Raw genomic sequence first — 19,441 nt, 5'->3', positions numbered from 1 at the left:
CAGATCGGCATTGGAGCCGTACCGGAAGCTGCTTCTGCGGTGCAAGAGATCCAGTATGGCTACGGGGGGCCCCGCTTCGGACCCGGCTTCGGCGGTCACCGCCACGGCTATGGCGGCCCGCGCGGCTACGGGCGCGGCTATGGCTATGGGAGAGGGTATGGCCGCGGCTACGGCGGTGGGCGAGGCTACGGTCGCGGTTATGGCCGGGGTTACGGCCACGGATATGGGTATGGAGGCCGAGGAGGCTTCTAAAAGCCCCTACCAAGTCGGTCGTATCGAGTGTGCCCGCATCGGAGACATGGTGGGTGCGGCGCCACGACGAGGTTATCTTCGTCAGCATCCAGGGTATGGCCGACGCGATTTCAGGCTCCCCCGAGTTCGAGGTCACAACCTTCGCCCCGCCGGCAGCCGCCGCGCGGGGCTTTTTCGTAGGTCGCCTAATGATCGGTAGGATTGGCGCGATCCCCGCCGGCGGGCGTCTGGACGGCGATCCGTGGAACCGACTTAGGCGGGTGCCGCTTTAACAGCAGAACGCTTTGGCATGAGGTACCCATGACCATCTTTCAGGTGAGGCAGAAGAGCAGCAGGGCAGTGCTTTGGACGGGTAAGGCTGAGAGTGCGGATCGCGCACTCGATGTTGCCGCGCAGGCTGCCGGGTACCACGCTTTCGCCGATCTCCCGGAGGCCTTGCGGTCCAATATGGCCGCCGAGGCCGTGAAGATCTGAAGATCTCAATTCGGTTGAGAAAAGCCCGCCCGGCTCAGCGCCGCGGCGGGCTTTCCTTTGTGTGCATCTGCGATTGATGCTCACCGGGTCTGAGGCTTATCCCCAGCGGCGTTGGATCGGAGAAGCCCGCCCGGTTCGCCGGCGCGGGCCTTTTCGCGGCCGGTCACTCAGGACCGTGCCGACGCCTCTCGATCAACAGCTCAGCTTACGGCCTTCCGCCATGCCGACCTTCCGGTAGTGTTCCAGACCGGACTTGATTGCTCGACCAATGACCGCCCGGCGCACGTCCGGGTTACAGCGCAGATACTCCGCCTCGTTGAAAGCGTAGTCGCCACGCTGGCCTCGCGATCCTCGGTCGTTATCCCGATCGTAATCGCGGCGGTCACGATCGCCATAGCCCCGGTCGCCATACCCGCGATCTCCGTAGCCCCTGTCGCGGGAGCCATAGTCGCCGCGATCGTAGTCGCGCCCGCCATAGGGCTGTGCGAAGGCCGGAGCCACGCTGCCCAGCAGTGCCAGACCCAAGACGGCCGCTGAAATCACCTTCATTCGGTTTTCCTCCCCATTGCGAGGCTAGAACGCTTTCGGCGAAGGGTGGTTCGATGAAGCGGTCGCCTTCGCGATCGACCGACCCCAGAAATGGTCTGCCCCTTGGGCAGATGGAGCCGAGGCCGAGCGCACAACGCGGGAGCGTCAGCCGGCGTGGGCAAACAGCCCCTCACTGTTTCTGGCAGGCGTTCGGAGGGCTCTTGAGGGCAGCTTTCGCTTTCGGATCGCCCTCGAAGGCGCTCTCGACCAGGAGCCCGCATCGCGAGGTCGGCTTGTCCAGATACTGGCTCGCCACATCGCCGACGCATGCCGAGCAGAGGCCAATCCGCGCGAGGGTGTCTTCCGAATCATACCGACGCAGCTGCCCTGGCGTGAACTTTTCGCGGATGATGTCGACGGGATAATAGGTCTCCTCGTCATCTTGGTCGTTCGATTTCGGGCCGATCTTGCAGTTGGTGAGGCGCAACGCCTCGACCGTCTCGCCCTTCACGGTCAGGTGGGTCGGGTAGCAGTGGCCGCCGTGGGAGCAGAACACGGCCCGCTTCGTCGCCTTGTTGATCCGGTACTGCGTGATGCCGCCATCGAGCTCGCCCTTCGCCAGGATCGCGTCAGGCGCTTCCATGGCCGGGACGTCGCGCAGCGCGATCGCCTGGCAGGCGTCCCATGCGTAGGCCCTATCGCTGGCCCCACCGGTGGCGGCGGCGAAGGCGAGGGCGGCGAGGGCTGTGCGCATCCCGGTAGGGTTACCCGAGGCCCGACTTCCGGCAAGCCATCCAGGACGGCGCGCAGCCGAAAGAATGCGCGGCACCCTCCCAGGCGCTGAACAGACGGCAAGGCCGAAGGGCGCTCGAAGCGCCTGATAGCGCTGGCGTTCTTCAACGCGATCCACAGCTCTCCACCACCGTGTCGCCGGCCGAGTTCGCGCCCCGCTGAACCGCGCGGCCGGATCTGGCATGTTCCGCTTTCGTTCCAGAACGGAGGCGATGGCGGTGGGGTCTCTGCGGGATGTTCTGCCCGGGCGGGTCTACGTGGATTGCTCGTCCTGCAAGCGATCCGGCCGGTATTCGGTCGCGAGCCTCCGGGAGCGGTTCGGGCCGGATGTGTCGACGCTCGATATCCTGCGCATCCTGACGGCCTCGTGCCGGTACCAGCGCCCGCCCGGCTCGCCGCCCGCGCGGAAATACGAGCACCTGTGTCTGGCCGCGATCACGCTGCCGCCGCCCGCGCGCCCGACGACACCGGTCCCGCCGGGCGTGCCCTTCACCATCGAGGTCTGGAAGGAAACGGGCGGCTGCGTCGAGGCGCAACTCGCGGTGATCTATCCGATCGCCATGGCGCGGGTCGCGTTCGAGACCGCGTGCGAGCTGTGGCCGAAGCACGAGGTCACGCTTCGGGATCGCTGTCGGATCGTGGCGCGGCGAGAACGGCCGGAACCGCCCGCCAGCGCGGAAACTGCCGCCGCACCTCCTCCCTGATCGCCAGGCCTTCAGCTTCAAGGCGCGCCAGCCCCAGGGTAGCCTCCCTGCCCCGGTCCCCTCCTCGGATCCCCACACGTTCAGCGATTTGCCTGGCGGTTGCGGGTTCTCTCGTGAGCACGGCGAGGATCCGGGCTCGGGTGTCCTTGCGCGGCCGCGCGCCGGTGCGCGCCGCTACTGCAGCCTCCCGGTCGTCGCCGCCGCAGTGCAGTGACCTCGATCTCGGACGTCTTGATGATCGTCACCACAGCCTCGAAGCCAGAGCCGGTCGGGGTGAACGCCACATCGACGGTGCAGATGGGCTTGGCAAGCGCCGCGACCCCATTGCACGGGCCGATCAGCTTCTCGGCCATCGCATCTGTCGTCCCGCCGAGCCCGGACGCATCCAGCCGGAGGCGTCGACCGTCTGCTTCCGCCTCGCACACGAACCCATCGCGGCCTGAATCGACGCACCGGATCCCGCGGACCGCAACTGCCTGGCCTCTATAGCCTTTTGGATCGTCTGAGCCTGTGCCCTGTCTGCAGCGACAACGAAGACGAGGACTGCAAGGGCTGTGCGCATGATAGCATAACAGTCGCGGCGCGGGCGCTAGCAAACGGGTCAACGATGGCGTGCCGCGGGTTCAAGTCCCGTTGGGCGTGCAGCAGGGCCAAATCGTTTCCCCCTGCCATCGCAGGGATCGTCCACGCGCCAAATCGGCATTGCTGCTGGTGGCTTCAATTCTTTCTCGGGCGAGATCGTCATGCCACTGAGCATCAAGCCTGATTCGAAGCTCGGTCTCGGATCCCGGAGCGGCGTCGCTCGCAGATCATTTGGCAGCGTGCGGGCGATCGAAGTCCCAAGGGGCATGAGCGCCGGCCATCACGCAGCTTTTGCTGTGACCCCGGATAATACCCCAACCGGTTCGGCCGGGTACCCCGAAACCTGCCCAGTGTTGGTGCGGACGGCGGGACTCGAACCCGCACAGCCTTGCGGCCGCAAGATTTTAAGTCTCGTGCGTCTACCGGTTCCGCCACGTCCGCATGATCCCCTCGGTAGCCGCGACGGGGCACGCGATCAAGCCGGGGGCGTCCAGCTGTACAGCCAGGCGTAGCGGTCGCGCATGCCGTCGGGGCCGAGGCGGGCCATCACGGCGTTGCGGGCGAGGCCCACGAGGCCGCCGGCGTGGTAGGTCCGGCCGTTGGCGCGGGCGGCCTTCTGAACCCGCCGGACCCGGGCGGTGCGGTCCGTGGCGTAAGCCGCGAGCGCCGCCGGGACGTCCGCGTGGTCGGTCAGCGACCGCGCCAGCACGGCGGCGTCCTCGATCGCCAGGGCCGCGCCCTGGGCCAGGTAGGGCAGGACCGGATGCGCGGCGTCGCCGATCAGCGCGACCCGGCCTGAGGCCATCGGATGGGCCACGGCCCGGTCGGCGAGCGACCAGACCAACCAGGAATCGGGCAGGCCCAGCAGGTCGCGCAGGGGCCCGGCGCAGCCGCGGAAATGGGCGCGCAGCACGGCGGGCTCGCCGAGGCGGCCCCAATCCTCGTCGCCCACCGCCTCGGGCACCACCGCCACGACGTTGAGGAAGCGCCCGCTCCGCACCGGGTAGTGGACGACGTGCCGTCCGCGGCCGAGCCACAGGCCGGTGGCCGGGCCCTGCAGCGCCTCCGGCACCGCCTCGCTCGGAATCAAGGCGCGCCATGCGGCCGCGCGGCCCGGCCGGATCGGAGCCGCGTCGAGATGGCCGCGCAGGCGCGAGCGCAGGCCGTCGGCGCCGATCACGAGGTCGAACGGCAACGCCTGCGCGCCGCCGCTGCTGCTCTCGGCGGTCAGGACGGCGCCGGCACCGGTCTCGGCCAGCCCGGTGATCGCGCGGCCCATCATCAGCCGGATCGCCGGGCGGCTGCGCAGGGCGTCGAGCAGCAGCGTCTGGAGGTCGGCCCGGTGGATCACGTAATAGGGCGCGCCGAAGCGCTGCTGCGCCGGCCCGCCGAGGCTGACGCCGCCGATCCTCCGGCCGCTGTCGAGGGCGCGGACCTCGACCGCCGGCGGCTCGCTCGCGGCCCGGCGCAGCGCCGTCGAGAGGCCGAGGCCGGCCAGCACCCGGCTGGCGTTCGGGGAGACCTGGATCCCGGCCCCGACTTCGCTGAAGCCGGTGCGGCGCTCGATCACCGTCACGGAATGCCCGGCATCCGAAAGCGCCAGGGCGGCGGTCAGACCGCCGATCCCGGCCCCGACGATCCCGATTTCCAAGGGCGTTCGACTGTCCGTGGGCAATGTGGGGTGTGCTACTCCGCGGCGACCGTGGCCGCGTCGTGCCAGACGCAGGCCTGCGGATCCGCCTCGTCGGCCTTGAGGCCGGCACGGTAGCGATAGAGCGTCGAGCAGTACTGGCAGATGATCTCGGTGTCGGCGCCCATGTCGAGGAACACGTGCGGGTGATCGAACGGCGGTAGCGCGCCGATGCACATGAATTCCTTCACCCCGACAGCGACCACCGGGACGCCCGGCTCGTTGTGGAAGTGCGGTACCGCCTTGCCTGCCATACGGCCCTCGCCTGCCCCAGACCCGTCCACGGGGCGAATCTGCCCGGGCATCCCCGGGCGCCATGATCCCGCTTATGCCGCCAGCCCCGCGGCCCGCGCAAGCCTCCCCCGCCGCGCGTCCGCGCGCCGTTCCGCGCATGCGGCTTGGCCTGCCGCGCCGCGCACCGTACATATGCAGGACACCCGCTCTCCGACGCCGCAAAAAGTCTCGACGATGCAACAGGAACAGGCCACCGCGCAGGGTACGCGCCGGGCGCCGGAGCCGCCGATCCACGGCCCGGAGGGATTCGAGGGCATGCGTCGGGCCGGGCGCCTGACGGCCGAGGCTCTCGATCTGCTGATGGAGGCGACCCAGCCCGGCGTCACTACCGAGGAGCTCGACAAGCTCGCCTACACCTTCGCGATGGATCACGGCGCCTATCCCGCGTCGCTGCTCTATCGCGGCTATCCGAAGTCGATCTGCACCTCGATCAACCACGTGGTCTGCCACGGCATCCCGAACGACAAGCCCCTGCGCGAGGGCGACATCGTCAACCTGGATTGTTGCCTGATCCTCGACGGCTGGCACGGCGATTCGAGCCGGATGGCCTATGTCGGCGAGGTTCCCCGCAAGGCGCAGCGCCTGTGCGAGATCACCTACGAGGCGCTGATGCGCGGCGTCGCGGCGGTGAAGCCGGGCGGATCGACCAACGATATCGGCCGGGCGATTCAAACGTTTGCCGAGAGCGAGCGCTGCTCGGTGGTCCGCGACTTCTGCGGCCACGGGCTCGGGCGGATCTACCACGACGCGCCCACCATCCTGCACTACGTCGAGGCGAGCTACGACGTGCCGCTGAAGCCGGGCCAGTTCTTCACGATCGAGCCGATGATCAATCTCGGCCGCCCGGCCGTGAAGGTCCTGGGCGACGGCTGGACCGCGGTGACCCGGGACCGCTCGCTCTCGGCTCAGTTCGAGCACACCGTGGCGGTGACCGAGACCGGCGTCGAGATCTTCACGGTCTCGCCGAAGGGACTGCATCAGCCCATCAACCCGGCGGCCTGACCGGCCATGGCTGCGGACGACGGGGCGGCCGGGCTGTTCCCCGGGAGCACCGCGCCGGTCGCCAAGGAGCCGCCGCATTTCCACGGCCATCGCGACCGCCTGCGGGAGAAGTTCGCGGTAGCCGGAGCCGAGGCGTTGCCGGACTACGAGCTTCTGGAACTCGTCCTGTTCCGGGCGATCCCCCGACGGGACGTGAAGCCCCTGGCCAAGGCCCTGGTCGCACGGTTTGGCAGCTTCGCCGAGGTCCTGAGCGCCGAGCCGGCCCGGCTGATGGAGGTCGAGGGCGTGAGCGCCGGGGTCGCCGCCGACCTCAAGCTGATCGAGGCGGCGGGACGGCGGCTCGCCCGCGGCGCGCTGCGCGAGCGCGCGGTGCTCAATTCCTGGAGCGCGCTGAGCGAGTACCTGCGGGCCACCATGGCGTTCGCGGCGCGCGAGGAGTTCCGCATCCTGTTCCTCGACAAGCGCAACCACCTGATCGCCGACGAGGTCCAGGGCCGCGGCACGGTCGACCACACGCCGGTCTATCCCCGGGAGGTCGCCCGCCGGGCCCTGGAACTCTCGGCCACCGCGATCATCCTGGCCCACAACCACCCGTCGGGCGATCCCAGTCCGTCCACGGCCGACGTCGCGATGACTCGCGAAATCGTGTCGGTGCTGGCACCACTGAAGATTGTAGTGCACGACCATATCATCCTGGGTCGAAACGGACATGCCAGCCTGAAAGGCCTCAAGCTGTTCTGATCTTCCGGCCGACTTGAGCGTTGGTGCCCGCGCGTATAGCCCTGCTGGGTGGCGCGTCTCTTGCCTGAAGAGCGGGAGCGTTAGGGAGAATCGGAATGGCGTTGACGGCCTTCGACGAGATGAACGGGATCGGCAACGGCGCCGCCGACCCGGCCGCCGTCCGCGACGCCTATGGCAAGCTGAAGACCTGGCTCGAGACCACCCCGCCCGAGCATTTCAACACCCGCCGCAGCCAGGCCGAGTTGCTGTTCCGCCGGATCGGAATCACCTTCGCGGTCTACGGCGACAACGAATCGACCGAGCGGCTGATCCCGTTCGACATCATCCCGCGGGTGATCACCAAGCCGGAGTGGGATTTCCTCGAGCGCGGGCTGAAGCAGCGGGTGACCGCGATCAACCTGTTCCTGAAGGACGTCTACGGCGCGCAGGAATGCATCAAGGCCGGCATTATCCCGGCCGACCTCGTCTACCGCAACGCCCATTACCGGATGGAGATGCGCTCGTTCCGGGTCCCGCACGACCTCTACGTCCACGTCGCCGGCATCGACATCGTCCGCACCGGCGAGAAGGACTTCTTCGTCCTGGAGGACAATGCCCGGATCCCGTCCGGCGTGTCCTACATGCTGGAGAACCGGGAGGTGATGCTGCGGCTGTTCCCGGACCTGTTCTCCAAGCACCGGGTCGCGCCGGTCGAGAACTACCCGGACGCCCTGCTGGCGACCCTGCGCAGCCTCGCACCGGGCTCCACCACGCGCGACCCCACGGTGGTGCTGCTGACCCCCGGCCGCTACAACTCGGCCTTCTACGAGCACTCGTTCCTGGCCGACAAGCTCGGTGTCGAGCTGGTGGAGGCGTCCGACCTCTTCACCAAGGACGACGTGGTCTACATGCGCACCACCGAGGGGCCGCGCCGGGTGGACGTCATCTACCGCCGCCTCGACGACGACTTCCTGGATCCCCTGGTGTTCCGCCCCGATTCGGTCCTCGGCGTGCCGGGCCTGATGAACGCCTACGAGCGCGGCTCCGTGACCCTGGCCAACGCCGTGGGCACCGGCATCTCGGACGACAAGGCCGTCTACAGCTACATGCCGGAGATCGTGAAGTTCTTCACCGGCGAGGAGCCGATCCTGCACAACGTGCCGACCTATCGCTGCCGTGAGAAGGAGTCCTTCGCCTACGTGATGGACAACCTGTCCCAGCTGGTGGTGAAGGAGGTCAACGGATCGGGCGGCTACGGCATGCTGGTCGGGCCGCATGCGAGCAAGCGCGAGATCGAGGATTTCGCCAAGAAGCTCAAGCATGCCCCGGACGGATTCATCGCCCAGCCGACGCTGTCGCTCTCGACCTGCCCGACCTTCGTGGCCTCCGGGGTCGCCCCGCGCCACGTCGACCTGCGGCCGTTCGTGCTGAACGGCGCGGACCAGATCCGCATCGTGCCCGGGGGGCTGACCCGCGTCGCGCTGAAAGAGGGGTCCCTGGTTGTCAATTCCAGCCAGGGCGGTGGTACGAAGGATACCTGGGTGCTCGACGCTTAAGGTCCCCAGCGCTTCCACACTGCCAGACGCGCCGCCTGCCGCCGAGCCGATCCGAGTTCGCACACCATGCTCTCCAGGACTGCCGACAACCTCTTCTGGCTCTCGCGTTACGTGGAGCGCGCCGACTTCGTCGCGCGCATCCTCGACGCGGCGCACCGGCTCGCCTCGCTGCCGACCAGCTATGGTGGCGGCGAGACCAACGAGTGGGAATCCGCCCTCGCCTCGGCCGGTGATCCGGACCTGTTCAAGCCGCATTACAGTGTCGTGAATGCCGACACGGTCTGCGACTTCCTGGCCTTCAGCCCGCACAATCCTTCGTCGATCCGCTCCTGCATCGAATCGGCCCGCGAGAACGCCCGCTCGGTGCGCACCGCGCTCACCACCGAGATGTGGGACGCGATCAACGGCGCCTGGCTGGAGCTGCGCAACTACGCCGGCAAGGAGCTCAGCCGCGACGAGTTCAGCCGCTTCCTCGACTGGGTGAAGACCGTTTCGCTGACCTTCGACGGCTCGGCCTTCCGCACCATGCTGCGCAACGACGCGTTCTGGTTCACCCGACTCGGCACGGCGATCGAGCGGGCCGACAACACCGCCCGCATCCTCGACGTGAAGTACCAGATCCTGCTGCCGCAGAACGAGACGGTCGGCGGCAGCCTCGACTACTTTCAATGGACCACGATCCTGCGCGAGGTGTCGGCCTTCAACGCCTATCACTGGGTCTATCGCGAGAGCGTCAAGCCGCTGCTGGTGGCGGACCTCCTGATGCTGAACAAGCAGATGCCGCGCTCCTTTGCCAATTGCTACAGCGTGATCGTCGAGTATCTCGACCTCGTCGCCGACGCCTACGGCCGCCGCGGCCCGAGCCAGCGCCTGGCCGGGAACATGCTGGCCAAGCTCGACAGCGAGGATATCGACCGCGTGTTCAACTCCGGGCTCCACGAGTTCGTCGAGGCGTTCATCGTGGAGAACAACAAGGTGGGCGAAGCCATCGCGAAGCAGTATCTGGTCGGATAGCGCATCGTCCCGGGGGGCGGATCCGGGGCGATGCGCCGAGCGTATGACGACGCATCATCGTCGCCCGAGCGCCGGCGAGACCGGTTCGGGCTGATGCAATCGGAAAGACAGACAGGCCCGGCGCATGCGCATCCGCGTGGTCCACGAGACCATCTACACCTACGAGCACCCGGCCCGCGGCCTCGTCCAGGTCATGCGCCTGACGCCGCGGGACCATGACGGGCAATATGTCCGCACCTGGCGGATCGACACCTCCATCGACGGGCGGCTGACCGCCCGCGAGGACGGGTTCGGCAACATCGTCCACTGGTTCACCCCGGACGCGCCGGCCGACGCGCTGACCATCCGGGTCACCGGCGCAGTCGACACCGAAGATACCCACGGGGTGGTCCGCGGCACGGTCGAGCGCTTGCCCGACGAGTTCTACCTGCGGGACACGGATCTCTGCACGACGAGCGCGGAACTGCAGGTCTTCGCCGAGCGGGTCGCCACCGACGGCGACAGCAAGCCGCTCTCGGTGCTGCACCGCCTGCGCGACACCGTTCCTCAGACGGTGGTCTACGAGCCGGGGCCGGCCGCCAACGGCGTGCCCGCCGCCACGGCATTTGCCGCCGGCAAGGGCATCTGCCAGGACCTGACCCACGTCTTCATCACCGCCGCCCGCCACCTCGGCATCCCGGCCCGCTACGTCGCGGGCTACCGCGCCCGCGGCGACGGCCAGGCCGATGTCGAGGCGCCGCACGGCTGGGCCGAGGCGCTGGTGCCGGATCTCGGCTGGGTGGCGTTCGACGCCTGCTACCAGGACACCCCGTCCGACGGCACGATCCGTGTCGCCTGCGGGCTGGATTATCTGGGCGCCGCGCCGATCCGCGGCAGCCGCACCGGTGGCGGAACCGAGACACTGGACGTCAAGCTCCGCGTCGAGCAAGGCAGGGACGCCGCACAGTCCTGAGTCCCTGCCTGATTCCCTGCCTAATTCTTCGCCTGATCCTTCGCCCGTTTCCCTGAAGGGCGGGCCGCCGGCTCGGCGAGAGCCGGAAACCCACCCCGCGAGAGCCCGAGATCCATGACCTACTGCGTCGGTGTCCTCGTCGAGGAGGGGCTCGTGATGGTCGCCGACACCCGCACCAATGCGGGGCTCGACGACATCTCGACCTACCGTAAGCTCCACCACTTCAACGTGCCGGGCGAGCGGGTGATGATGCTGGCCTCGGCCGGCAACCTGTCGATCACCCAGTCGGTCCTGAGCCTGCTTCAGGAAGGTGTGCCCAGCGACGACGGCGAGCCGCCGCAGAAGCTGATCGAAGCGCCCACGATGTTCCAGGCCGCGCAGCTCATCGGGCGCGCCATCCGGCGGGTGCGGGCGATCGAGCGGGACGGGTTCGAGGCGGCCAGCATCCGGTTCTCGATCTCGCTGCTCTTCGGCGGACAGATCGCCGGCGAGGGCATGCGGCTGTTCCTGATCTACTCGGCCGGCAACTTCATCGAGTGCAGCACCGACGCGCCCTTCCTCCAGATCGGCGAGCACAAGTACGGCAAGCCGATCCTCGACCGGGCGGTGAAGTTCGAGAGCGACCTCTACGACGCCCTCAAGGTCAGCCTCGTCTCGATGGATTCGACCATGCGGTCGAACCTCGGCGTCGGCCTGCCGATCGACATCGCGGTCGCCCGCCGCAACGGCCTCGACCTCGAAGTGAACCATCGGATCGAGGCCGGCGAGGGCTATTTCCACGACCTGCGCGAGCGCTGGTCGGCCGCGCTCCGGGCCGCGCACCGGGCGATCCCGCGCCCGCCTTACGGCCCGACGGCCAAATAGGGCCGGTCAAGGAAGGTCAGCCGGTCGGCTCGATGGCCCGGTCTGCGCTCCTGACCATCGCGCGCGTGTAATCCTCCCACAAAGCCGCGTAGAGCGGCACCGTGCGCAGCAAATCGTCGTGCCGCCCGTCGCCGAGCAGGCGGCCGTCGTCGAGGACCAGGATCCGGTCGGCCTGGCGCGCCGCGGCGAGATGGTGGGTGACGAGGATCAGCAGCCGTTCGCGGCCCCAGGCCGTGAGGTTGCGCTCCAGCGCCAGGGCGGCTTCCGGGTCCAGGAAGGCGGTCGGCTCGTCGAGGAGCGCCACCGGCGGGTTGCGGATCACCGCACGGGCGATCGACAGGCGCTGGCGCTGGCCGCCCGACAGGGTCCGGCCGCCCTCGCCAAGGGACGTATCGAGACCCTCGGGCAGGGTCTCGACGAGTCCCCGCAGCCCGGCGAAGTCCAGGGCCGCGTCGAAGGCCGCCGCATCCGGGCGTTGCGCAGCGAGATTTTCCCGCACGCTGCCGGAGAACAGCATCGTATCCTGATCCACGGTACCAATCTGGCCGCGCAGCCATCGGGGATCGTAATCCCGCAGATCGGCACCGCCGATCTCGACCCGGCCGGTATAGTCGCGCTGCAGGCCGAGCAGGATGCGCAGCAGGGTCGACTTGCCCGAGCCGTTGCGTCCCACGATGGCGACGATGCCGCGCTCCGGCAGGGTCGCCCTCAGATCCCACAGCGCTGGCCGCGCCGCACCCGGATAGGTCAGTGAGACGCCGTCGAGGCGGATGCCGCCGGGACCGATCCGTCGCAGGGGCGGATGGCGGCCGGCCTGCTCGCGCGGCAGGCTGAGGAAGCCGCCGATCTCGCGGATCGCGACGTTCACCTCCTGGGCCATGCGCAGGATGTCGGCGCTGCCGAGAAGCGGGCCGGTGATGCGGGCGGCGACCACCTGGATCGCTAAAAACTCGCCGACGGTCAGGTAGCCGCCATAGATCCGCCAGCAGCCCACGCCGATGACCAGCAGCGTCATCGCCCGCGAGACCGCCTGGGACCGCAGCCCGTAGCGCCGCTGCAGGTCCATGACGCCGCTCAGTTCGGCAAGCGTGTTGTCCGTCACCGTAATCCAGCGCCGCATCCGCCCGGCTTCGAGGGCAAGCGACTTCACGGTGGCCAGGCCGTTGACGCTCTCGGCCAGTGTGCCGTCACGGACGCTGATCGACTGGTAATAGGCCTTCGCGGATTTCCAGATGCCGCTGATCTGGTTGCTCGCGATCATCACGATCAGCGGCGCCGCCACCGCGAGCGCCGCCCCGACCGCGACGTCGTAGTAGAGGACCAGGCCAAAGGCGACGAGCGCGCCGCCGGCATCGATCACCGTGTTCGGGATCTGATGCAGGACGAAGTCCCGGATCTTCGTGATTTGCTGGAAATGATTCAAGACTTCGCCGGACTTGAAGCCGGCACCGTCGATCCGCACCCGCAGCAGGTGGGCGAAGACGCGGCGGGAGATCCGGCGGTCGAGGAAGACCGCCAGCGCGATGATCAGGCGCCCCCGGAACGCGGTGAGCCCGACCTCGGCGGCGATCGACAGGAGTGCGAGCAGCGCCAGCCCGAGCAGGTGCAGGTCGGCCTGCCCGGCCACGATCGCGTCGACGATGCGCTGGGTGGCGACCGGAAAGACCAGCCCGGCGCCGTATCCCGCCGCGATCGCGATCAGGAGCCAGTTCACCTGCCCCCGGCGCAACGCGAGCGAACGGCCGAGCCAGCGCCAGCCGAAGGACGATCGGTCTGCCCGCAACACCACCCCCGCGCTCCGAATCGGGCGCGGAGTGAGGCATACATTCGCGGCGCTGGCGACCGCTCCGCGGCGGTCCACCCGGAGACGCCGTCCGCCTGCGCCCGACGGGGGTTAGGGCTGGCACCCGTCCCAGGCCGCCAGGATGCGACGGGCGGCGGCCGCGGGCCCGGCGGCGCGCATCAGCGTGCCCATCACGGCGACCCCGGCTGCACCCGCATCCTGGCAGAGCGGGATGCGCTCCGGCGTGACGCCACCGAGGGCGACGATCGGCAGGCTGGCACGACGGGCCGCCGCTATGCCCTCCGGACCGAGGGCCGGGCCGTAGCCGGGCTTGCTGGCGGTGGGGAAGATGGGGCTCAGGGTGACATAGTCGGCGTCGGCCCCGGCGGCAGCCTCGACTTCCACGGGTGCGTGGGCCGAGATCCCGATCAGCGCATTCGGTCCGAGGGCCGCGCGGGCCGCCGTGATCCATTCCGGCCCGGTGCCGCCACCGAGATGCACGCCGTCCGCCCCGAGTGCTTCAGCCAGGGCGATGTCACCGCCGACCGTGAGGAACGCGCCCGCCGCACGGACCCTGGCGGCGATGCTGGCGCCGAGGCTGCGCCGCGCCTCCGGGTCGAGGTCGCGGTCGCGGAACCAGATCCAGCGGACGCCGCCGTCGAGCGCCGCCTGCACGGTGTCGGCCAGGGGCCGGGCGTGCCCGTGCCGGTCCGTCACTGCCAGCAGCCGCGACGGCAGCGGTCTCACGAGCCGACGAGGCCGAGTTGCGGACTCGACGGATCGGCCCGGCCGCGGCGGGGGATGCGACCGGCGCAATAGGCATCGCGCCCGGCCTCGACCGCGCGGCCCATGGCCCGGGCCATCCGCACCGGGTCGTCGGCCTTGGCGATGGCGGTGTTGATCAGGCAGGCCGCCGCCCCGAGCTCCATGGCGATGACCGCATCCGAGGCGGTGCCGATGCCGGCGTCGACGATCACCGGTACGCTCGCGCGGCGACAGATCAGCTCGATATTGGCCGGGTTGGCGACCCCCATGCCGGAGCCGATCAGCGAGCCCATCGGCATGATCGCGGCGCAGCCGAGATCCTCCAGGCGCTGGCAGACGACCGGATCGTCGTTGCAGTAGGGCAGGACCACGAAGCCCTCGTCCACCAGATGCCGGCAGGCCTCGATCAACTCGGCCACATCGGGATAGAGGGTCTCCCGGTCGCCGATCACCTCGACCTTGATCCAGTTGGTGTCCAGAGCCTCCCGGGCGAGTTCGGCGGTCATGATCGCGTCGCGGGCGGTCTCGCAGCCGGCGGTGTTGGGCAGGAAGCGCTTGCCCTTCAGGATGCGCACGGTGTCCGAGCCGTGGCCCTGGAGGGACACCCGCCGGATCGAGGCGGTGACGACCTCGGCCCCAGACGCCGCGACCGCGTCGCGCATGATCGCCTGGGTCGGGTAGCCGGCCGTGCCGATGAACAGCCGCGAGGACAGCTCCACTCCGGCGATGGTGAAGCGGTCCGCCTCGGTCTCGGGGCGCAGCGGCGTGACGGTCTGGTCCATGGTCAACCTCCCTGCATGGCGCGGACGATCTCGACCCGGTCGCCCTCGGCGACCGGCGTCTCGTCCCAGTCCCGGCGGCGCAGCACGCGGCCGTTCAGCGCGATGGCGATGCCCTGGGGGCTCTCGATACCGGTCTCGTCGGCCTCGGCCCGGAACAGGGCCGCGATGGTCTCGACCGCGAGATCCCGCATTTCTCCGTTCACCAGAAGCTTCATGCCGAGGCCCTCGTGGGTTCGCGTCGGTCGAAGCGCGCCCGAGTGAACGGCTGTGCGATCTCCGGCAGCGCGCCGCGTGTGACGAGTTCGGCGACCGCCTCGGCCGTCACGGGGGCGAGCAGGTAGCCGTTGCGGTGATGGCCGGTGGCGACGACGAGGCCCGGCGCAAGCGTGTCGATGATCGGCGCGTCGTCGTCCGAGGTCGGACGGTAGCCGCCCCACACGGCCTCGACCTCCATCTCCTCGATGCCGGGCAGCACCCGGCGCGCGCCCTCGAGCAGGGCGAAGAGGCCGCCGGCGGTGATGCCCGACCGGAAGCCGCAATCCTCGACCGTTGCGCCGACGATCAGCTGGCCGTCGCTCTTGGGCGCCATGTGGACCTGCTCGGTCCAGATCATCCGGCTGAGCGTGCCGGTGCGCGCGGTGGTGCGCAGGGCCATCGACTGGCCCTTGAGCGGTCGCACCGGCAGGGCGAGATGTTCGGGCAGCAGGCCGCCCTCCCCGCTCCACGCGCCGGAGGCCAGCACGACGGTATCGGCCGTCACGGCCTCGTCGCCGGCCCGGATGCCGGTCACCGTTCCGCCGGACCAGTCGAGCCCGCTCACCGCCAGGCCCTCGACCAGCGTCACGCCGGCACGCCGACAGGCTTCGGCCAGTGCCGCCATAACGAGGCGGGGATCGACCTGGTGATCCAGTGGGCAATGGATTCCGGCGGTGACGGCCGGCCGCAGGGCGGGCTCAAGGCGCCGCACCTCGGTGCCCGGGAGCCACGCGGCGTCGAGGCCCGAGCGGCGCTGCAGGTCGTAGCGGAAGCGCAGGCGCTCGACCTCGTCGCGGCCGATGGCGACCACGACGGTCCCGTCCGCGCGATAATCGATCGGCAGGCCGGTCTCGGCTTCGAGGGCGTCGCGGAACCCCGGCCAGAGCCGGAGCGATTCGAGGGCGAGGGGCAGCAGCGGATCGGAGCCCGGCTCGTGCTCGGCGGCCGGGGCCAGCATGCCGGTGGCGGCCAGGCTCGCACCCGCGCCGATCGTGTCGCGCTCGATGACGACCACCGCGCGGCCGGCGCGTGCGAGCCGCCAGGCGATCGACAGGCCGATCAACCCGCCGCCGACGACGGCGACATCGGCACGCGCCGGCAGCGAGGCCTGCGCGGCGAAGCCGCCCGGGAGGCGGCGGCGTCCGATCGGCGAAACGGGGCGGTCAAAAGCCAAAGTCATCTCCGCGGAATTCCGTCGCGAAGATCGGGCCGTCTGCTTCGGTGAGAAGCGGTGACCTGCCATTCAGGCGGCCGCGGTCCAATCCCTACGCCGGTGTGAGCCGGATCAGGTTCGAAGGATTTCCGCGCCGCAGGTCCGGGGGACTTGCCAGCGGTTTCTCAGCCCCTTGCCGGGGATCTCCCTGGAACAGCGATAGATCTGGTCGCGTAGGCCCCGCGGGTCAAGCCTGATACGGCGAGCGGCGGTCTGGGATGCAACATTCCTGGTGGCGCAATCACCGATCGGATCTCCGGCCCAGGGCCTAATTCTGATCGCGTCGCTTGCCGGTTGAGCGATATGCGCCATGCTCGATCATTGAAGGCGTCCGCGGCACGAGCGTGCATGCCGGCATACCTGCGCCAGCGATTCCCAATATTTTAATTTTTTGAGTTATAATCAGTAATATTCAATGAATTTTCCATAAGAGATAGTCGTTAATTTTGAAAAAGTACTTGAATAATTCGCCCTTTATAATGCTATATAAATAATGAAAATCAAAAAGTAAATTTAATGCGGGGAGCTAGATTGGGTGATGAGGAGGTTTGCGCTATCAAAAGACGCAGCACGATAAGAGGCGATGTAACGAAATTTTCTTTGGGTGTATTGGCATGAATAGTTTTGGTCAAAAAATTTGCCTTTGCATGATCGTCAAGAATGAGTCTCACGTTATTCGCAGGTGTCTTGATTCTGTGAGATCCGTTATTGACCATTGGATCATTGTCGATACCGGCTCGACGGATGGAACACAGGATGTCATCCGCGCAGCGATGGCAGACATGCCCGGTACGCTTGTGGAGAGACCCTGGGTCGATTTCGCCTTCAACCGCACCGAGGCTTTAAAATTAGCGCGCCCGCACGCCGTATATAGTTTGATCATCGATGCCGACGATCAATTGATAATTCCCAATGATTTCTCGATGCCGAAGCTCATTGCGGCAGGGTACATGATGACGATTTTGGATGAAAATACAGAATACTGGCGTATACAACTGATTAAAAATAATAAAAATTGGCGCTATCGAGGCGTCGTGCATGAATTTCTGGAGTGCCAAAAGGACCCGCCAACACCCAAGCTGCCGCTTGCCATGCGTCGCGGCGACGATGGAGCTCGTCATCGCGATCGGTCGTCGGAACGACGAGATTTGGCGGTTCTGGAAAGAGCGTTAGCTGCTGAAAAAGACCCATTCATGATCGCGCGATACACGTTCTATCTCGCGCGATCTTATCGCGATGTCGGCGAAGATCTCAAGGCACTGGATTGTTATCTGAAGCGAAGCAGCCTCGGGTATTGGAAGGAAGAAGTATACATCAGTTTATTGAACGCTGCCTGGCTCATGGAGAAATTGAATGAGCCCGCGGAAAAAGTCCTGAAGCTGTACGATCGCATGATTCCCGTCTGTCCGGCACGGGCTGAGGCACGCCACAGCGCTAGCCAATACTGCAGACGCAAGGAGAAGTTTGCGGCGGGATACCGGTATGCGGAGTCCGGACTGTCCCTCAAGGCGCCAAAAGAAGGCATCGCAATAATGCCCTGGGTTTACGATTTTGGATTGCTGGAAGAATTTTCAATTCACGCTTATCACACGGCGCAACACAAGGCCTGCGCGGCGGCGTGCCTGAAAATACTCGACCTGCCGGAAGTTCCAGACGAGGTTCTCACCCGGACCGCAGCCTTGGCGAACGCAGTTCTAGTCAAGATGGCCGAGTCGGTGCCTGGATCGGGATAATCCCAGCACAGGTCTACGATCTTTCGATTATGGAGAGCCTAAAAGCTGGGGCAGTCGGAAAAATATCCGCGTCACACGGCTAAGCACAGAGGTTCTAAACGGCACTGATGTCATTGTTACGTATGGGGGCGAATTTATCAGTCCTGTGACATTTTGCGAAAACTCTCAGCTCGGCGCACGCGGCCGCAGGAATTTCGGGCGGAACACCGCCATGGGCTCGCGGAAGCCGTCGAGGACGTGCTCGCCCAGGGGGATCGGATCGCCCCAGAGGAAGTCCACGAACGGCTTCGACATCAGCAGCGGCTCGCCGAGCTGGCGGTTCAGCCGGGCGATCCGGCTGGCGAGGTTCACGTCGCGGCCGATGACCGTGAAGTCGAGCCGGGAGCCCGAGCCGACATTGCCGTAGGCGGCCTCGCCGTGGTGGAGCGCGATTCCCGCCGCCACCGGCACCGAGAACTGATGCAGGGCGTTGGCCTCGTCGAGGGCCGCCAGCGCGTTCTGGGCCGCAGTGAGCGCCCCCTTGGCGGCCCCCCCGAGATCGTCGCCCGATTCCCGGAAGATCGCCAGCAAGCCATCGCCCAGATACTTCAGGACCTCGCCGCCCTCACGCTCGATCGGCGGCACCAGGCAGTCGAAGAACACGTTGAGCAGCCCGACCGCCTCCTCGGGAGTCATGTCGGCGGAGGTCCGGGTGTAGTCCCGCATGTCGGCGAATAGGATCGCCGAGCGGATCCGCGTCACCTGTCCGCGGCGGATGTCGCCGGCCAGGATCGCCCGGTGCGGCTCGTCGCCGACATAGAGGCGCAGCACGTGGTCGAGTTGCTTGTTGAGGACGCGCATCTCTGCGACGGCGGCGAGCGCCGGCATGACGAAGCGGAGGATCGCGATGTCGTCCTCGCCGAACCCGTCGGGCGCCTTCGTCGCGAAGGTGATCCCGTTCTTGGTGCCGTTGGTGAAGAACAGCGGCGCCACGACGTAGTGGGTGTAGCCGCCGGCCTTCAGGTCCGGGATGATCGCGTAGGCATCGTCCGGCGTCTCGGCGACGTCGAGGATCAGCCACTCGCCGGTCTCGTGGACGGTGTGGAACGGGCTGTTGAGATAAGCCTCCTGCGAGCGGCCCCCGTGCGGGAACAGCCGCACGCTGGTGCCGCCGTCCCGGGTCCAGACCCGGCCCACGCCGGCATATTCCGAGTGCAGGGTGTCGATCGCGGTGGAGGCCCGATCCACCGGCACGCCGATGGCGATCAGCCGCTCGGCGAGGCCGGACAGCATGTCCTCGGCCTTCTGCAGCCGGGCGCCCTCGCCAAGCAGCCAGTCGCGGATGCCCACCGAGGGCTGGAGCGCGCCGAAGGGCACGTCGTCGGCTTCGGAGCCGTCCGCGAAGGCCGTCGGCAATCCGGGCGTTGGCGGGCGGCGTTCGAGCATGGCGCCAAGGTGGGGGCCGCGCAGCCGCCTGGCAACGCGGTCGGAGGGGAGGCGCCGCGGG

General features: G+C 67.7%; 20 protein-coding genes, 1 tRNA gene and 1 riboswitch. Of the genes, 9 read left to right on the top strand and 12 right to left on the bottom strand.

All coding sequences use genetic code 11. From position 1 onward, the window contains the following. The first annotated feature begins 552 nt into the window (after nt 1–552). Nucleotides 553–726 (top strand): hypothetical protein, encoded by a 174-nt coding sequence (locus AC0IY0_RS25855; protein ID WP_187278311.1) that lies wholly within the window; start codon nt 553–555, stop codon nt 724–726. 192 nt (nt 727–918) lie between these two features. Here AC0IY0_RS25855 and AC0IY0_RS25850 read toward each other — a convergent pair whose 3' ends face one another. Continuing rightward, nucleotides 919–1,275, bottom strand: coding sequence for a hypothetical protein (locus tag AC0IY0_RS25850; protein WP_147937819.1), 357 nt, complete (start codon nt 1,273–1,275; stop codon nt 919–921). A 169-nt stretch (nt 1,276–1,444) separates the two neighbouring features. Further along, nucleotides 1,445–2,008, bottom strand: a complete 564-nt coding sequence (locus AC0IY0_RS25845; protein ID WP_471766117.1) for a hypothetical protein — start codon at nt 2,006–2,008, stop codon at nt 1,445–1,447. A gap of 367 nt (nt 2,009–2,375) precedes the next feature. Here AC0IY0_RS25845 and AC0IY0_RS25840 point away from each other — a divergent pair, with 367 nt between their 5' ends. Beyond that, nucleotides 2,376–2,750: a hypothetical protein gene (locus AC0IY0_RS25840; RefSeq protein WP_471766116.1), complete on the top strand. Its 375-nt coding sequence runs from the start codon at nt 2,376–2,378 to the stop codon at nt 2,748–2,750. 80 nt (nt 2,751–2,830) lie between these two features. On the opposite strand, the gene AC0IY0_RS25835 is transcribed toward AC0IY0_RS25840, so the two are convergent. From AC0IY0_RS25835 to AC0IY0_RS25820, 4 genes are all read right to left on the bottom strand, one after another. Continuing rightward, nucleotides 2,831–3,103 (bottom strand): hypothetical protein, encoded by a 273-nt coding sequence (locus AC0IY0_RS25835; protein WP_471766115.1) that lies wholly within the window; start codon nt 3,101–3,103, stop codon nt 2,831–2,833. 583 nt (nt 3,104–3,686) lie between these two features. Then, a tRNA-Leu gene (locus tag AC0IY0_RS25830) sits at nt 3,687–3,773 on the bottom strand. A 34-nt stretch (nt 3,774–3,807) separates the two neighbouring features. Then, a complete protein-coding gene (locus AC0IY0_RS25825; protein WP_419830371.1) occupies nt 3,808–4,983 on the bottom strand; it encodes an FAD-dependent monooxygenase in 1,176 nt (391 codons plus the stop codon). A gap of 35 nt (nt 4,984–5,018) precedes the next feature. Beyond that, nucleotides 5,019–5,276 (bottom strand): zinc-finger domain-containing protein, encoded by a 258-nt coding sequence (locus tag AC0IY0_RS25820; protein ID WP_147908938.1) that lies wholly within the window; start codon nt 5,274–5,276, stop codon nt 5,019–5,021. A gap of 214 nt (nt 5,277–5,490) precedes the next feature. Here AC0IY0_RS25820 and map point away from each other — a divergent pair, with 214 nt between their 5' ends. The 6 genes from map to AC0IY0_RS25790 all read left to right on the top strand — a co-directional run bounded on the left by map (nt 5,491) and on the right by AC0IY0_RS25790 (nt 11,424). Then, a complete protein-coding gene (gene map / locus AC0IY0_RS25815) occupies nt 5,491–6,318 on the top strand; it encodes a type I methionyl aminopeptidase (RefSeq protein WP_147908939.1) in 828 nt (275 codons plus the stop codon). Nucleotides 6,319–6,324: 6 nt separating this feature from the next. Further along, on the top strand, nt 6,325–7,059 hold the full coding sequence (radC, locus tag AC0IY0_RS25810; protein ID WP_471766114.1) for a RadC family protein: 735 nt from the start codon (nt 6,325–6,327) through the stop codon (nt 7,057–7,059). 95 nt (nt 7,060–7,154) lie between these two features. Further along, nucleotides 7,155–8,594 carry a circularly permuted type 2 ATP-grasp protein gene (locus AC0IY0_RS25805; protein ID WP_147937824.1) on the top strand — a complete coding sequence of 480 codons (1,440 nt, stop codon included), beginning with the start codon at nt 7,155–7,157 and terminating at the stop codon, nt 8,592–8,594. 66 nt (nt 8,595–8,660) lie between these two features. Further along, nucleotides 8,661–9,608 carry an alpha-E domain-containing protein gene (locus AC0IY0_RS25800; protein WP_147908942.1) on the top strand — a complete coding sequence of 316 codons (948 nt, stop codon included), beginning with the start codon at nt 8,661–8,663 and terminating at the stop codon, nt 9,606–9,608. Between the two features lie 124 nt (nt 9,609–9,732). After that, nucleotides 9,733–10,560 carry a transglutaminase family protein gene (locus AC0IY0_RS25795; RefSeq protein ID WP_147908943.1) on the top strand — a complete coding sequence of 276 codons (828 nt, stop codon included), beginning with the start codon at nt 9,733–9,735 and terminating at the stop codon, nt 10,558–10,560. Between the two features lie 114 nt (nt 10,561–10,674). Continuing rightward, nucleotides 10,675–11,424 (top strand): proteasome-type protease, encoded by a 750-nt coding sequence (locus AC0IY0_RS25790; protein WP_147855650.1) that lies wholly within the window; start codon nt 10,675–10,677, stop codon nt 11,422–11,424. 16 nt (nt 11,425–11,440) lie between these two features. Here AC0IY0_RS25790 and AC0IY0_RS25785 read toward each other — a convergent pair whose 3' ends face one another. The 5 genes from AC0IY0_RS25785 to thiO form a co-directional block, all read right to left on the bottom strand. Continuing rightward, a complete protein-coding gene (locus tag AC0IY0_RS25785) occupies nt 11,441–13,210 on the bottom strand; it encodes a peptidase domain-containing ABC transporter (RefSeq protein WP_471766113.1) in 1,770 nt (589 codons plus the stop codon). 108 nt (nt 13,211–13,318) lie between these two features. Beyond that, nucleotides 13,319–13,954, bottom strand: a complete 636-nt coding sequence (locus AC0IY0_RS25780) for a thiamine phosphate synthase (RefSeq protein ID WP_471766112.1) — start codon at nt 13,952–13,954, stop codon at nt 13,319–13,321. Beyond that, the gene (gene thiG / locus AC0IY0_RS25775; protein ID WP_147937827.1) at nt 13,951–14,754 is read right to left on the bottom strand and encodes a thiazole synthase; all 804 of its coding nucleotides are present in this window, start codon (nt 14,752–14,754) and stop codon (nt 13,951–13,953) included. Before thiG ends, AC0IY0_RS25780 begins: the two co-directional genes overlap by 4 nt. 2 nt (nt 14,755–14,756) lie before the next feature. Next, on the bottom strand, nt 14,757–14,969 hold the full coding sequence (gene thiS, locus AC0IY0_RS25770; RefSeq protein WP_147896857.1) for a sulfur carrier protein ThiS: 213 nt from the start codon (nt 14,967–14,969) through the stop codon (nt 14,757–14,759). Next, on the bottom strand, nt 14,966–16,189 hold the full coding sequence (gene thiO, locus AC0IY0_RS25765; protein WP_471766111.1) for a glycine oxidase ThiO: 1,224 nt from the start codon (nt 16,187–16,189) through the stop codon (nt 14,966–14,968). Before thiO ends, thiS begins: the two co-directional genes overlap by 4 nt. A gap of 64 nt (nt 16,190–16,253) precedes the next feature. Beyond that, nucleotides 16,254–16,381: riboswitch (TPP riboswitch) on the bottom strand. A 488-nt stretch (nt 16,382–16,869) separates the two neighbouring features. Here thiO and AC0IY0_RS25760 point away from each other — a divergent pair. Then, nucleotides 16,870–17,955: a glycosyltransferase gene (locus tag AC0IY0_RS25760; RefSeq protein ID WP_471766110.1), complete on the top strand. Its 1,086-nt coding sequence runs from the start codon at nt 16,870–16,872 to the stop codon at nt 17,953–17,955. A 165-nt stretch (nt 17,956–18,120) separates the two neighbouring features. On the opposite strand, the gene AC0IY0_RS25755 is transcribed toward AC0IY0_RS25760, so the two are convergent. Continuing rightward, a complete protein-coding gene (locus tag AC0IY0_RS25755; protein WP_147908949.1) occupies nt 18,121–19,380 on the bottom strand; it encodes an adenylate/guanylate cyclase domain-containing protein in 1,260 nt (419 codons plus the stop codon). Nucleotides 19,381–19,441: the final 61 nt, after the last annotated feature.

This window comes from Methylobacterium sp. AC315, from assembly GCF_979253755.1.
This window is presented reverse-complemented; position numbering and strand designations above follow the sequence as displayed.